General features: G+C 45.1%; 9 protein-coding genes. 8 read left to right on the top strand and 1 reads right to left on the bottom strand.

All coding sequences use genetic code 11. The features are described from left to right. The first annotated feature begins 56 nt into the window (after nucleotides 1-56). The 8 genes from DSM107010_RS10390 (at nucleotide 57) to DSM107010_RS10355 (ending at nucleotide 10,941) form a co-directional block, all read left to right on the top strand. Nucleotides 57-2,591 (top strand): glycosyltransferase family protein, encoded by a 2,535-nt coding sequence (locus tag DSM107010_RS10390; protein WP_106166767.1) that lies wholly within the window; start codon nucleotides 57-59, stop codon nucleotides 2,589-2,591. A 135-nt stretch (nucleotides 2,592-2,726) separates the two neighbouring features. Then, on the top strand, nucleotides 2,727-3,767 hold the full coding sequence (locus DSM107010_RS10385) for a Gfo/Idh/MocA family protein (protein WP_106166768.1): 1,041 nt from the start codon (nucleotides 2,727-2,729) through the stop codon (nucleotides 3,765-3,767). Next, nucleotides 3,764-4,861 (top strand): DegT/DnrJ/EryC1/StrS family aminotransferase, encoded by a 1,098-nt coding sequence (locus tag DSM107010_RS10380; protein WP_106166769.1) that lies wholly within the window; start codon nucleotides 3,764-3,766, stop codon nucleotides 4,859-4,861. The genes DSM107010_RS10385 and DSM107010_RS10380 overlap by 4 nt, the downstream gene beginning before the upstream one ends. A 102-nt stretch (nucleotides 4,862-4,963) precedes the next feature. Continuing rightward, nucleotides 4,964-5,686, top strand: coding sequence for an acyltransferase (locus DSM107010_RS10375; RefSeq protein WP_106166770.1), 723 nt, complete (start codon nucleotides 4,964-4,966; stop codon nucleotides 5,684-5,686). 153 nt (nucleotides 5,687-5,839) lie between these two features. Next, the gene (locus tag DSM107010_RS10370; protein WP_106166771.1) at nucleotides 5,840-6,814 is read left to right on the top strand and encodes an SDR family NAD(P)-dependent oxidoreductase; all 975 of its coding nucleotides are present in this window, start codon (nucleotides 5,840-5,842) and stop codon (nucleotides 6,812-6,814) included. Then, complete coding sequence (locus DSM107010_RS10365; protein ID WP_127022909.1) at nucleotides 6,807-7,973, top strand: DegT/DnrJ/EryC1/StrS family aminotransferase; 1,167 nt, start codon at nucleotides 6,807-6,809, stop codon at nucleotides 7,971-7,973. Before DSM107010_RS10370 ends, DSM107010_RS10365 begins: the two co-directional genes overlap by 8 nt. A gap of 45 nt (nucleotides 7,974-8,018) precedes the next feature. Then, a complete protein-coding gene (locus DSM107010_RS10360) occupies nucleotides 8,019-9,671 on the top strand; it encodes a glycosyltransferase (protein ID WP_106166825.1) in 1,653 nt (550 codons plus the stop codon). Nucleotides 9,672-9,732: 61 nt separating this feature from the next. Continuing rightward, nucleotides 9,733-10,941 (top strand): glycosyltransferase, encoded by a 1,209-nt coding sequence (locus DSM107010_RS10355; RefSeq protein WP_127022906.1) that lies wholly within the window; start codon nucleotides 9,733-9,735, stop codon nucleotides 10,939-10,941. A gap of 232 nt (nucleotides 10,942-11,173) precedes the next feature. Here DSM107010_RS10355 and DSM107010_RS10350 read toward each other — a convergent pair whose 3' ends face one another. Beyond that, the gene (locus tag DSM107010_RS10350) at nucleotides 11,174-14,755 is read right to left on the bottom strand and encodes a DUF4082 domain-containing protein (protein WP_106166827.1); all 3,582 of its coding nucleotides are present in this window, start codon (nucleotides 14,753-14,755) and stop codon (nucleotides 11,174-11,176) included. Between the last annotated feature and the right edge of the window lie 183 nt (nucleotides 14,756-14,938).

The following is a 14,938-nucleotide window of genomic DNA, read 5'->3' as shown; positions in this document are numbered from 1 at the left end:
TTTAGCTGTATCAAGGTAGCGCGATCGCCTAAAAAAATTTTAGAGAGACACTTTTAATGAATGCTATTACCGAGTTAGCAAATAAACCGAAACTCGTATATTTTCAAAGAAGATACGAACATATAGCTAAATTTGTGCGGTTGCACTATCAACAACAAGTTAATTGTTTAGCTGAATTCTTTGATGTCACTGTAATTAATGAAGACTGCGACTACCAAGAAATTTGCGATCGGTATCAACCGGAAGTTACGCTTTTTGAAATTGGCATATCGGCTTGGGGATATACTCGTCTAAATATTCAAAATACTTCTGTTTATCCAGAAATACCTAAATTGGGTTTTTATCATGCAGATTGTTTTTGTGAGGCTCGATCCGCTTTTATTTCTGATATAGATAATTGGGGTATACAAACATTATTCAGTCTATCTGTACGTTCTGCTGAGTATATGCCCGAACTTGGCGATCGCATATTTACATGGTCTAATTTTATCGACCCCAATTTATATCGAGACTATGAATGTCCTAAAACTATACCAGTGCTTTTTACAGGCAGTAACAGTTCTTTTTATCCTTGGCGACAACAAATTTTGAAGGTTGTATCTCAAGCTTATCCATCCTTGATCAGTCCGCACTTTGGATATGAAGAGAAAACAGCATTCCGAATGCTTTACGGTCAGCAGTACGCACGCACGATCAATGCCTCTTGGTTTGTACCAGCTTGCGGCACAATAGTTAAAGAGGTTGTGCGCAAACATTTTGAAATTCCCGCATGTAAATCTTGTCTAATTACAGAAAAAACTCCAGCTTTAGAAGCTGCTGGTTTCGTCGATATGCAAAATTGTGTCTTTGCTGACGAAACTGATGTGTTAGATAAAATTGATTACCTATTTCAAAACCTAGAAGAACTTGAAAGAATTACTAATGCAGGCTATCAACTAGTTCACTCTCACCATACCTTCAAACAGCGAGATCAAATCTTTCAATGGTTTAATCTAAATAAAATAATTAAGCCTGGTCAAAAGATCGTTCAAAATAATCCCTTCGGTTCGCTGACTCTTGTAGAGGAAAATTCAGGAATCAAAAATGCTCATATTATTAGTAACACATTAGATAAAATTCTTTTATACCAAGGAGATGAAAAGCTCTGGACGGGTCAATATGATGAAGCAGAATCTCTATATTTGTGCTGCCTAAATTCTTTAATCCAAATGCTACCTGAACCAAAATTACGTTTGGCAATATGTAGCCTTTATAAAGGAAATGCTCAGCAGGCACTCTCGTGGATTCTACAACCAATTGAATGCATACTAATTTTAAACAAAGCTTCAGAACCCGATCCAGTAGAGTGGGCTTACCTGATTATTATCCTCCTTTGCCAAGGAAAGCTAAGCGAGGCGAAAGAACGTGTTAATCAGTTTCCCTCCCTTAACCATCCCGAACTAGATCGCGTGCGTTGGGCAATTGAGGTTTTAAATAATTCAGAGAAACAAATTGCCATACCTGACAATAATTTGTCAAACTATCGAATTAGCGTTCACCAATTACCGAAGTGGAGCTTTAGCGACTGGGTTACTAATGTTTGTACCATGCTAACAGCTTGCCAGCAGTTGACTTTTGCAGCAAAACTGAATAATGTACCTGGTTCAAAAGAGCGATTTTTTAAAGAAGAATCGTTGAAGCTCAGATGTATTTTTAATAATTCATTGAATCTCTTTCTTAGACTGAAACTGAGAAAGTATAATAATTTATTACCTACTCAAAATTATATTGATTTTCGATTTGCTAGACGGCTGATATCAAAACTAAAGTTTAAGTTAAGACCAAAAAGAGTTCGATTATTAAACGTTGTAGAAAAATCGCTTGGCTATTTTCTACCTTATCGTTTATCAAGATTTCAAAATGACGAGTTTGTCTCTGTAATTAAAAAACTGATACAGGAGGAGAACATCAAAACGTTTTTAGCGATCGGTGCATTTACTAAATTAAAAATAACTGAGATTTTGTTTGCAGGAATACAAGAAAATCTGAATAAAATAAAAATATTTTGTGTCGATTTACATACGACAAAATTTCAAAAATTACAGAGGCGATATTTACATGACTCTCCAATTGAATTTTATAATGTTTTAATCGATCGAGAAAATACATTTGATACGGAAGAACCTTCAAGGTTTGCTATTTTTCAAAAAAAGTCAAATAAAAACGATCGCAAACTTTTATTGAATGCCTTACGTCAAAATAATGAAAGTTCAAATGCTATAAAACCTGCTAAAAATACCATTAAAACTATTAAGCAAGAAAAGCAAGTTAACTATTTTGACATGGTATTAGTTGGTAATCTTAAATTTGATATCTCTACTGAATTCGATGAGATTTATGGAGCTAAGTTTGTTGTAATTGACAGTATCAACTCCTTATCTAATCACAACTTACTCCATAGATTGCTAGCACAATCGGGCTATACCATAGTTGCTCAAAATCTTTTTCTCAGAAATGGATATGCCATTTTAAAGAAAACCGATCGCGCTAGAACACTACTGACTGCAATAGATGCCGATCGCTTGAGTGATTTGGAATGCGAAAAAATATAGTAACTATCTTGGACGAATTATGAGTTTGATTCTACTTCAAAGTTGTATGCGATCGCGACGAGAAAAAAAGTCATTTTGACTATACGTGAATTACAGCACTTGTTAATTAGTTGAAAAATTGGTTAGGTAACAATAATGAAAGATGCGATCTCTATAGGTGTAATTGGCTATGGTTACTGGGGTCCTAACTTGGTGAGAAATTTCTCTGAAATCCCAGGAGCGCAGGTAAGAACTGTGAGTGATTTTAAACCAGAATTGCTGGCAAAAGCGCAGACACGGTATCCTACCTTGAAAGTCACGACCGATTATCGAGACATATTAAAAGATCCAAAGATCGATGCCGTGGCGATCGCCACACCAGTTTCCACTCACTTCGATTTAGCTCTAGCCGCATTGCAAGCTGGCAAGCACGTCCTGGTAGAGAAACCGATGACGACCTCTTCCGAACAGGCAATGAGGTTAATTGAGGAAGCTCAACGGCGCAACCTAGTGTTGATGGTAGATCACACCTTTGTTTACACGGGTGCTGTTCGCAAGATGCACGATCTGATTACAACTAAGGTTGTAGGCGAGATTTATTACTACGATTCGGTGCGCGTTAACCTTGGACTGTTTCAGCATGACGTGAACGTATTGTGGGATCTGGCAGTTCACGACCTTTCGATTATGGACTATCTACTGCCATACAAACCTTATGCTGTCTCTGCCACAGGGATCAGCCACGTCCCCAGAGAACCAGAAAATATTGCCTACTTAACGTTATTTTTTGAAAACAACTTAATGGCTCATCTCCACGTCAATTGGTTAGCACCAGTCAAAGTTCGCCGTACGTTAATTGGTGGTAGTCAGCGCATGATTGTCTACGATGACTTAGAACCGAGCGAGAAGGTGAAGATTTACGACAAGGGAATTACCCTCAATAGCAACTCTGCCGAAAGCGTATATCAAATGCTCATTGGCTACCGTGCAGGAGATATGTGGGCTCCGCACCTGGATATGACAGAGGCAATACGGACAGAAGGAATGCACTTTATTGATTGTATTCAGCAAGGCGATCGCCCGATCTCTGATGGGGAAGCAGGATTGCGAGTCGTGAAAATTCTGGAGGCTGCTACTCAGTCCATCAAGCGGCAAGGGCGATTAATTGAATTAAACACAACGGAGGTAGCAGTATGATTCCATTTGTAGACCTAAAAGCACAGTACTTGAGCATTAAAGACGAAATCGATACGGCTGTCATCAAAGCTCTAGAAAGTACGCAATTTGTGCTAGGCAGCGAAGTTGTTGCTCTCGAAGAAGAATTTGCTCATTACTGTAATGCCGATTCTGGTATTGCTGTCAATACAGGCACTAGCGCTCTCCACCTGGCATTATTAGCCGCTGGAATTGGTGCGGGTGACGAAGTGATTACCGTGCCTTTTACTTTCGTTGCTACCACAGCCGCCATTTGTTACACCGGAGCTAAACCTGTCTTCGTCGATATCGATCCCGTGTCATACACGATGGACGTAACCCAGATTGAAGCGGCAATCACCGAGCGCACCAAAGCGATCCTACCAGTGCATCTGTACGGTCAACCAGCAGACATGGAACCGATTCTCGACATCGCTCGCCGTCACGGTCTCGTAGTGATTGAAGATGCAGCACAGGCACACAGAGCCGAGTACAAAGGACAGCGAGTTGGTAGTCTTGGCGACATTGGTTGTTTCAGCTTTTATCCCGGGAAGAACTTAGGGGCATGTGGTGAAGGTGGTATGGTCGTCACCAACAATCCCGAATACGAGCGCAAAATGCGGATGCTGCGCGACTGGGGACAAGAACGCAAGTATCACCATGTCTTTAAGGGATACAACTACCGCATGGATGGCATCCAGGGAGCGATCTTGCGGGTGAAGTTACACCATTTAGATGCCTGGACAGAGGCACGCAGAGCGCACGCCGCACGATATGACAAACCGCTAGCAAATGCAGGTGTGAAAACTCCGACGGCGATGCCTTACAGCCATCACGTTTACCATGTCTATGCCGTGCGATCGCAGCAACGGGACACTTTACAACAAAAGCTGCAAGAGAAAGGGATTCAAACAGGCATTCACTACCCCATTCCCGTACACCTGCAACCAGCTTATGCCGACCTGGGTTATCGAGCTGGCGCGTTTCCTCACTCAGAAGCGGCATCAAAGGAAGTGTTGTCATTACCAATGTATGCAGAATTGAGCGCAGATTCACAAACCCAAATTATCAATGCGGTGATTGCTGAATATGTCTGATACTTGACAATTTTCGCGAACGGCAAAACTTATACAATACAGGTCGTCTGTACTATGTTTGCCGCGATCCTAGAGCTAGTAAGGAAATAGTTGAGGAAGACAATGTTTGAACTAGATAGGATAAGAACTGTCCAAGCCGTTCATGGCTTGAAAGACTTTCAGCCAGATCCTGATTTTGAAATTGGATTGGCAGAATATCTCCTCAACCAGTATGGACAAAAGGGATTGCTTGAGCTGCACTCGCGCTTTGCGATCGGCGATGGAGATTTTGATGGACTGATGCGACGAGCTATTTGGCGAGCGGTAGCGCAGCGATTTGGACATGGAGTTCGGATTGGTAGTGGAGTAGGCTTCAAACATTTAGAAACGTTTGAGATTGGCGATCGCGTGTTTATTGGATCGCAAAGTTACATTCAAGGACGATTTGATGGTAGGTGCGTAATTGGTAACCAAGTTTGGATCGGTCCCCAAAGCTATTTTGATGCGCGTGACTTAATAATTGAAGACAATGTTGGGTGGGGACCAGGTGCAAAAGTTCTAGGTTCAACCCATACTGGATTACCCGTTGACGTTCCCATTATTCAAACAGACCTAGAAATCAAATCAGTCAAAATTGAAGCTGGAGCCGATATTGGTATGAATGCGGTTGTTTTGCCTGGAGTCACAATTGGCAAAGGTAGCATTGTTGGTGCAAGCGCAGTTGTTACCAAGAACGTACCACCATTTGCAATTGTTACTGGCGTTCCAGCTCGTTTTGTTCGCTGGCGTGATGGATACGAATCATCAGAAGACTTAGCAAAACATGCAAGTAGCTACGGAGTTTAGCAATGTAGCTGGCTGGTGCTGGAGTTTCTGATTGAATACAACAAAGTTATTTACGAGCAGAGATCGCCATTAGACGAGACGGTCGGACTACACTGCGATCGCTTCCGAGTTAAAGTTGCAATCTCACAAGTACTCTACTAGGTTTTTAGCAAAATGCAGGTTGACAAAGTACTAATTACGGGCGGAGCTGGTTTAGTAGGTTCTCACATTGCTGACTTATTAGTTGAGCAGGGAGTAGCTGAAATCGTCGTGCTTGATAACTTTACGCGCGGCGATCGGCAAAATCTGCGATCGTCACTAGAGCGTGGTTCGGTGAAGATTGTCGAAGGTGACATTCGCGATCGCCAACTGCTTGCCGATGTGATGCAAGGTGTCGATCTCGTCTTCCACCAGGCAGCGATTCGCATCACGCAATGCGCTCAAGAACCGCGCCTAGCAATGGAAGTTCTTGCCAATGGGACTTTCAACGTCCTAGAAGCGGCGGTGAATGCTGGAGTCAAAAAGGTAGTCGCCGCCTCCTCAGCTTCAATCTATGGCATGGCAGAAGCATTTCCTACCACAGAAGCGCACCATCCCTACAACAACCGCACGATTTACGGTGCAGCCAAGACATTTAACGAAGGACTGTTACGCAGCTTCTACGACATGTACGGGTTGGATTACGTAGCATTACGCTACTTCAACGTTTACGGTCCGCGCATGGATATTTATGGTGTTTACACCGAGGTACTGATTCGCTGGATGGAACGCATTGCCGCAGGTCAGCCACCACTGATTTTTGGTGATGGCGAGCAGACAATGGATTTCGTCTATATCGAAGATATTGCCAGAGCCAACATTTTAGCTGCCCAAGCCAATGTGACGGATGAAGTCTTTAACATTGCTAGCGGTGTAGAAAGCAGTTTGAACGACCTTGCTTACAGTTTGGCTAGAGTGATGGGATCGGATTTGCAGCCAGAGTATGGTGCAGAACGCAAAGTCAACCCCGTACAGCGCCGACTAGCAGATCCGAGCAAAGCAAGAGAATTGCTGGGTTTTGAGGCAAAGGTTTCACTGGAAGAGGGGTTGCATCAGCTAGTCAAATGGTGGCGCGATGAAAAACAAGCAAAGGAAATATGCCATGTCTGAGCAGATGCAGAATATTCCAATTGCCAAACCTTGGATGGGTGAAGCCGAGGCAGATGCCGCTAAGCAAGCGATTATGTCCGGTTGGGTAACGCAAGGACCCGAAGTCGCCGCTTTCGAGCAGGAATTTGCAACTTATGTAGGGGCAAAGTCTGCTTGTGCGGTTTCTAATTGCACCACGGCATTGCATCTAGCTCTGTTAGCCGTAGGCGTGCAGCCTGGGGATGAGGTAATTACCGTCAGTCATTCTTATATTGCCACTGCGAATAGCATTCGCTATTGCGGCGCGATCCCCGTATTTGTCGATATCGAGCCGCACACTTACAACATTAATCCCACTTTAATCGAAGCAGTCGTGAGCGATCGCACCCGCGCGATTCTGGTCGTCCACCAAATGGGAATGCCTTGCGACCTCAAAGCGATTGTGGAGGTTGCGCGGCGCTACAATTTGCCAGTTATTGAAGATGCAGCCTGCGCCATTGGTAGTGAAATTCTCTGGGAAGGACAGTGGGAAAAAATCGGCAAACCCCACGGCGATATTGCCTGTTTTTCCTTCCATCCCCGCAAGGTAATTACGACCGGTGATGGTGGAATGCTAACCACCAGCAATCCTAAATGGGACAAACAGTTTCGTCTGTGGCGACAACATGGCATGAGTGTTTCTGACACGGTGCGCCACGGTGCGAAACAAGTGATTTTCGAGACTTACCCGATGTTGGGCTACAACTACCGGATGACTGATATCCAAGCAGCAGTGGGACGGGAACAGCTCAAGCGCTTGCCGGAGATCGTCGCACGCCGTCGGTTGTTGGCAGAGCAATATCGAGAAAAGCTGGCGGCTGTGCGGGGATTGAAATTACCAACAGAGCCAGTTTGGGCGCAAAGTAATTGGCAGGGTTACTGTGTCCGTCTGCCAAAGGAATGCAACCAGGTACAAGTCATGCAGATGATGCTTGATGCTGGCATTTCCACGCGACGCGGGATTATGTGCGCTCACCGCGAAGCGGCATATCAAATTGAGGCTTGGTCTTGTGGTGGCGATCGCCTCATCGAAAGCGAACAAGCTCAAGATCGGACTATTGTTTTGCCACTTTTTCATCAGATGACTGAGTCGGAACAAGATCGGGCGATCGCGGTTTTGAAAACTGCTTGTCAGGCTTGATTGTAATTATAGGAAAGAATAGCAGGAGATCGCAAAGAGTATTGTATGGAGAGGATAGCTAGCGATACACTCAATCTTTGGCAAGAAGAAGGTAGCCGCCTGATTCCACAAAATTTCGAGGTATTTCGCAACCTAGTTGCTCAAGCGAGAGACTTTGTCCAAAGGGGTGAATATCACGCAGCAGCAGTGTATGCAGAGATTGCAGCCTTATATGCCACTGAGCAACACTGCGGTCTTTTTGTTAGCCCTGAGCTAGAGCAAATTCTCTTGACAATCGGACGACAAACTATACCGATCGACGTTACTCTGAATAAAAATTTCTCATGCAATAAAGCACCAAGAAACATATTGCATGTTTCCACTGCTGTCATGGGCATTGGCGGACATTCTAGAATGCTTTGGCGCTGGATTGGGCAAGATACCGAGCGTTCCCACTCGCTTGTATTAACGCGGCAGGGACTGCACGAGGTTCCTAAATTTTTGAAGGATGCCGTAAATAATAGCCAGGGTAGAATATACGTGCTAGACAAGAGCATCGGCAACCTTGTCTCTTGGGCGAAAAGACTATGCGAAATTGCTGCATCAGCGGATCTGGTCGTACTGCATATATGGAGTTACGACGTGATTCCAACAATTGCATTTGCAAATAGAGAACAATCTCCACCAATTGTCTTTGTAGATTACGGCGATCACTGCTTTTGGCAAGGAGTGAGTATCAGCGATGTGGTAGCTAATCTTCGCGAATCTGGTATGCATCTATCACAAGAGCGTAGAGGCATAGCGAGCGATCGCACCGCTATCCTACCGATTATTTTAAATCCCATCCAAAGAATGCTTTCCCGCGCGGAGGCTAAACGACAACTTGGTTTTGCTGAAGACAGCATTGTCTTGCTCTCTATCGCTAGGTCGCTTAAGTACAGAACGATTGATGGGGTTAGCTTTGCGGATGCACACGTCCCATTATTGGAAAAATACGACCGAGCGATTCTAATCGTAATTGGTCCAGTCGATCCCGAGGAATGGTCGGCAGCTATCCAGCGATCGCAGGGGAGAATTAAAGTTTTCGGGCAGCGCGAAGATACTGCCGTATTCTACCAAGCTGCCGATATTTATGTTGATTCATTTCCTTTCGTCTCGATTACATCGCTATTGGAAGCAGGAAGCTATGGTACGCCTCTGGTCAGCCGCTATCCCTACTCTCATGCGTCCAAAATACTGAGTGCTGATGCACCAGGTTTGACTGACAAGCTGATCCTTGCACGCAATCTTCCAGAGTACACGACAGTGCTATCCCGCTTGGTTGAAGATGAAGAATTTCGGCTATCTCTTGGGGAAGCTACTCGACAAACAATTATAGAGAGACACGTGGGGAGTCATTGGCAGCGCTACTTAGAAGATGTGTACTGTCGTGCAACAACTGTGCCTGGGTTAACTGTAACATCACTTCCAACGACAGATCGAATGTTTGTCGGCGAGCCAGATGTTTTTTTGCAAAAAGTTTTTAGCTCAAGAGACATTGAAATTGAAGAAATCATTCAATCTCGCCTGAGACTAATGCCTTTAAAGCAGCGTTTCTATAGTTGGGTTGAACTCGTCAAGCAGCATGGTTTTGGACGACTTAACGTCTTACTACCGGAATGGTTTTACTGGCACTACTACCGCCGCTTACAAAAATGGAGTATTTCAATTAAAAAGTAGCTTTGCCAATATCTTCCCATTCAAATTTCTAAACCCTGAAGATAAAAATTTTTCCTAAATTATGTGGACATATTGGCGTACTCGTAATGGCAGTACTCGGATCAAACTTGCAATTGCCCGTTCCATCCCCTATTTCTTTGAGGATTTACGTGGCGGATTAATTCATCAAGTCAGCAATCTCCTTCGCTTCACTGGCATTCATGCCAACATGAAACGTCTTGGAATGAAACTTGGTATTGTCAAGGCTCCAGAAAATACTATCCCTTATATCTCAGACGAGTCACCAATCCAACAACTGGCAACTCCAGTGAGCAAACCGATTATTTTTGCTTCCTATTGTATCGATGCTAGTTTCCAAGGCAACTTAAAATTTTGTGGTGGCACTAAAGAACTCGATCTGCTAGTGAAACTGCTGCGTCAAAAAGGCTACGAAGCTTACATGGTTACCTATGACGGTAGCTACGAACCTTGGTTGCTCGATAGTCAACCTCATCTTTCCATAGCTGAATATCAGGAGAAACTTAAGTCGGCTCAGAATGTACGCTGCGTGACTTCCCTTGCAGGTGCTAAAGCTTTCATACAACCCAGCCAGCAGATTTACTTTTGGGATATGGAGCTAGCAATTACCGAGCATCAAGATTTTGCTGCCTTGGCAGAGCTGTATCAAGGCAAACTTAAAGGTGTAGCTGCTATTTCCCGCACGATTCAGGCTTGGCACATGGCTCACTTCCAGCGTGCCTGTACCCTTTTGCCTAATTTGATCGATCGCACCCTTTGGTTTCCGACTCCAGAGCAACGGCAACCTCGTCGCATTGGCTACATGGTTGAAGGTTCTCACACAGAAGCCTATCTCACAGTTATACAAGAAGCCATTCGAGCGAAGGGTCTCGACTTAGAATTTCAGCGAATTCAGGGCATTGAAGCAGAGGTTCTTGCTGGGATGCGTTCTTGCGAAGTTTTCCTCAGTATGAATATTGGTAAGGATCTCTTGTGGGGAGAAGGCTGTCCTAGAACTGTAATTGAAACCCTCGCCACTGGATGTATTGTCATTGCGTTTGACATTATTGGCAACCGCGAAACGATCCAAGACAACTTCAATAGTATCCTCGTACCTCGATATCGCCCCGACTTAATGGCAGAAGCACTAGTACGCCTTTATAGTATCCCTGGCGAACTCGATCGCCTCCGCAGCAATGCCCTCACCTTAATGCAAGCGTGCCATACTTTTGAGGCTCGTTGGTCTGCTATCCAAGAATTCCTGCAACTGTAACAGTTAACTACATTCTGAAATCTGGCAAGTTTGTTATTGCAAAGTAAAAGCGATCGCATTTACTCAAGGAGGAATGCGATCGCTTGAAAGGAAGTTTTGATAGCAGTTTTTAATTGGGTAAAACAAACGGTTTGTAGGGGCGCACAGCCGTGCGCCCCTACAAATGTCACGCACGCAATCGAGAATTACTCTGGATTAGAAAAGCGTGAAACGATAACTGCCCAGATAGGATTTAGTTATTGGGAGTAAAAACAACATCAACCCAGTAGTTACTTGCCTTATATGTTTGGTTGGGGAAACCACTGGAGCCGTATTTGTAAACTCCATTGCCGCCGCTGGCTCCATTGACTAGAAAGTGTAACGGTCCATTGTCAGCGCCAGAAACAGCAAAGTAATTCTCATCACTAGAGTAGCGCCCGACATTGGTGTGATAAGAAGCAACATAGACAGTATTGGCGCTAATTGCTACGGGGCGATCGAAGTTGACTTGCTGCCAACCTGAAGCAGTTTCGTTGGTAAATGTTGCCGTTGCTAGTTGTTGTCCGCTGCTAGTCCACAACTTACCAGTATGTACGCCCGTATTTCCAGTACTCTTGTAGAATCGAATGCCAGTGATATAGCCGCTGACATCTGTTCTAAACTTAATGCCGAGTTCCACGGCTGCGGTATCGGAGTCGGCTACCACAATAGGCATTGCATTAGAACTCCAAATACTATAAGCAGAAGTCGATGCTGCGGCTGCGGTGGTGAAAGACCAAGTAGAGTTTGTTGCTAAGGCGTTACCTGCTAGGTCTTGTACCCGTGGTTGAGTTGTCCCACCTCTGAGGGTAGCGCGATAGGTTGCACCAGTTGCCAGTAGATTGCTCGGTTGCAGTGTAGCGGTGCGGCTAGCGGCATCGTAGGTGACAGTGGCAGGGACGAGCGCGTTATTGGCATCCTGCAACACAAAAGTATTGGGATTTATCGTTGCCGGGTCGAGCGCTTCGCTAAAAGTTGCAGCGATGCTCGTGCTAGTACTCACATTAGTCGCGCTGTTGCCAGGAGAAGTCGCACTGACACTGGGCGCAGTTGTATCTGTAACTGGTGGAGTGGGATTGGTAGCATTGGTGGTAAAGGTGACATCAACCCAGTAGTTGCTAGCGCGATAGGTGTTGATGGGGAAGCCAGTTGTACCGTACTTATAGACTCCATTCCCGCCACTCTCGCCATCGCGCAGAAAACGTAATGGTGGATTATCGACGCTAGCAGTAGCAAAATAGCCTTCGTTGATGGCGTAACGACCGCTGCTGGTGTGGTAGGAGGCGACGTATACGGTGTTGGCGTTAATTGCTACTGGTTGAGAAAAGTTAACTTGTTGCCAACCGCTAGCAGTTTCGTTGCTAAATGTTGCTGTTGCTAGTAGCTGTCCCGTACTCGTCCAGAGGTTGCCAACGTGCGTCCCGGTATTGCCACTGCCTTTGTAGAAGCGGATGCCAGTGATATAACCGTTGAGATCGGACTTGAACTTGACTCCTAATTCCACAGCTTGAGCGTCAGGAGCAGATGCTGTGGTAGGCGTTGCCGTGTCATTCCATAGCCTGTATGAACTCGATGTTGTGGTGGTGAAAGACCAAGTAAAGCTAGCAGCTAGAGAGTTATTTGCTAAATCTTGAACGCGAACTTGACTCGTCCCACCCATAACGGTAGCAGTATATGTTTTCCCCGCCAGCAGCGAACTGCTGGGTTGCAATGTAGCGGTGCGGGTCGCGGCGTTGTAGGTGACGCTAGCGGGTACGATCGCATTGGTGGAATCTCGTAATGCAAAAGTATCTGCATTAATTGTTGCTGGGTCGATTGCCTCGCTAAAGGTAGCTGTGAAACTCGATCCAAGGCTGACGTTTGTTTCGCCGTTGCTGGGAGAAGTAGAATTAATACTGGGTGGAGTCGTGTCTGTAGTATACGTAGCAACGTAATTTCCACTAGCAGCTGAGAATAAGGCGTACTCAATACCTTTGATCTGCTGGGTTGTGTAACTCACTGGAGTACCATTAAGCGTAATGCTGGCAACTGTTCCAGCAGCCGCTCTCAATGGAATCATTGCTTGCAATCCTCTTGCACCTGTACCTGGGGCGATCGCAAAGCTTAAAGTATTGTTATTCCATACCAACCCGCTAAATGAGGAACTGTTACGACCATCAAGCCAGGTCAACATTTGACGAGCAGAAACAATCGGTACACCACGGGCTTGTGCTGAGGCAACTACTGCATCAGAAACGGCTGAGATGTTGCTATCAGTATGGGCGTTGACAGTAAAGACACCATAGTATCCCTCTGCTCCAAGGGCGCGATCGAGTAGAGTATCGACTGTGAAAGGATATTGCTGTCCCGACTCATCGGTCATCTGTGTAGCTGCTTGATATACGTCAATAAATGTCCCGTCTAGATCTGCAACGCGCATCGGCATACCACTACCAGTCATAAATCCTGGGCGATTGCCTACCCAATTAGGCGGCCAGAAGTAGTAGTTAGTATCGAGCCTTATTCCATGATTCAGCTCTACTTTGAACCCGCTAGCCCAGTCACTCCAAGCAATACAGTGATGTCGTTGGGTTGGTGAGACAGGCACGCTCGGAAAAAGGTTACTGAATGTCCTATGCTGCTGTGCGTAGAAAGTCTCAAGTGAGGTAGGCGTATAATTCGCACAGTTAGTGTTGACGTGTAACCCTACTTCAAAACCATCAGCAGTGAAAGCACTTGCCTGCGCATTAGTTATTGGTGTATTGAGAAAGATATATGAAGTGCCGCGAACGCATTCCCAATCTTCTACAGAGCAACCAGCTGGACTCATAGCTTTGTATTGGTTGAATCGAGCTATTGTCCCTCCGTTGGCATGGTCGTCACCAGTCATCAGCACAACTGCTTTCTTACCATGCGGAAAATACCAGAAACGGGGTAGGGGTTTTTTATCTAGGTTCATCGTCAGGATCAAGTTTGCTAGCAAGCGCTGTTGTTCGTCGGCTTGTGGAATAGCAACCTTGTTTAAATCGATCCAGTCTGGTTGAGGATCGTTGCTGGCAGCACCAAAAAACAAGTCACTGGAGCGAATCAGTGGCATCCCATCGCGCTCTTGTCCAGCCCAAGCGGGATTTCCTTGCCGAGTGTAGACGATCGAACGCGCTAAGTCGTAGGTAAATGCAGCAACCTGACCACCACTACTACCAACACTACGCAAAGTTATTGCTGGGTTAGAAGTTGCAGTCGTTGCATTTGTATAAAGATTGGCGATACTGGTAGCACCGTTGAGAGTGTAGCGATCGGCAGTGTCGTGGAACTGGATAGTTTGGTTAACGATGCCACTACCAGGGGCTTTTGACGTGTCTACGCGTAAGTAACCGTTTGAGAGTGTGGAGGTTGCATCAGTAATACCAAGCAAATTACTAAGCTGCTTGTCAGGACGCATTGCAATCAAATTACCTCCACTAGCTGCCCAGTTACTCAACATCGTTACTTGAGCAGGACTAAGAGTCATTTTGGCAAGGATAACTACGTCGTAGTTAGCAAGCATCTCTGAGGAAACTGAAGAAATATCGCTGACGCTGAATGTATTCAGCCCTTCATTTCGCAGAATCTCGGTGTAGTATTTGCTGAAAGGGTCGGAAGTCGTTGTAATGACTAGGATCGGTCCACCGGGTTCTGCGTTAGGTGATGGCGCAGCAACAGCAGCTGATGTTTGTAACCCTGGCAAGGGTAGTGTTGTCATGAGTACAGATGCTTGACCTGCGCTCAGGAGAAATGTGCATAGAGATAATGTGAAATACTTGAGTTGTCGTTTCATTGGAATCCTTACCAAATTACAAATATGAATAGAAATAAATAGGTTAAACAGAATTGTTCGTCTGTTTTTTCTTAGTTCCCACGGCAAAGCTTGCCTACTTAGCAGGCATTTAATGCTAGGTCGCTTGCAGAATTTAAACTTAAAGCTAATGGAGATATCGTTGAAAATAATTCAGTACTTACA

The sequence above is a fragment of the Chroococcidiopsis cubana SAG 39.79 genome (genome assembly GCF_003991895.1).
Lineage (GTDB): Bacteria > Cyanobacteriota > Cyanobacteriia > Cyanobacteriales > Chroococcidiopsidaceae > Chroococcidiopsis > Chroococcidiopsis thermalis.
The sequence above is the reverse complement of the archived record's forward strand: the minus strand, read 5'-3'. Positions and strand labels throughout refer to the sequence as shown.

What these genes read in the sequence shown, in the direction of transcription:
- DSM107010_RS10390 (WP_106166767.1), top strand. Translation starts at nt 57, where the DNA reads ATGAATGCTATTACCGAGTTAGCAAATAAACCGAAACTCGTATATTTT.
- DSM107010_RS10385 (WP_106166768.1), top strand. Translation starts at nt 2,727, where the DNA reads ATGAAAGATGCGATCTCTATAGGTGTAATTGGCTATGGTTACTGGGGT.
- DSM107010_RS10380 (WP_106166769.1), top strand. Translation starts at nt 3,764, where the DNA reads ATGATTCCATTTGTAGACCTAAAAGCACAGTACTTGAGCATTAAAGAC.
- DSM107010_RS10375 (WP_106166770.1), top strand. Translation starts at nt 4,964, where the DNA reads ATGTTTGAACTAGATAGGATAAGAACTGTCCAAGCCGTTCATGGCTTG.
- DSM107010_RS10370 (WP_106166771.1), top strand. Translation starts at nt 5,840, where the DNA reads ATGCAGGTTGACAAAGTACTAATTACGGGCGGAGCTGGTTTAGTAGGT.
- DSM107010_RS10365 (WP_127022909.1), top strand. Translation starts at nt 6,807, where the DNA reads ATGTCTGAGCAGATGCAGAATATTCCAATTGCCAAACCTTGGATGGGT.
- DSM107010_RS10360 (WP_106166825.1), top strand. Translation starts at nt 8,019, where the DNA reads ATGGAGAGGATAGCTAGCGATACACTCAATCTTTGGCAAGAAGAAGGT.
- DSM107010_RS10355 (WP_127022906.1), top strand. Translation starts at nt 9,733, where the DNA reads ATGTGGACATATTGGCGTACTCGTAATGGCAGTACTCGGATCAAACTT.
- DSM107010_RS10350 (WP_106166827.1), bottom strand. Translation starts at nt 14,755, where the DNA reads ATGAAACGACAACTCAAGTATTTCACATTATCTCTATGCACATTTCTC.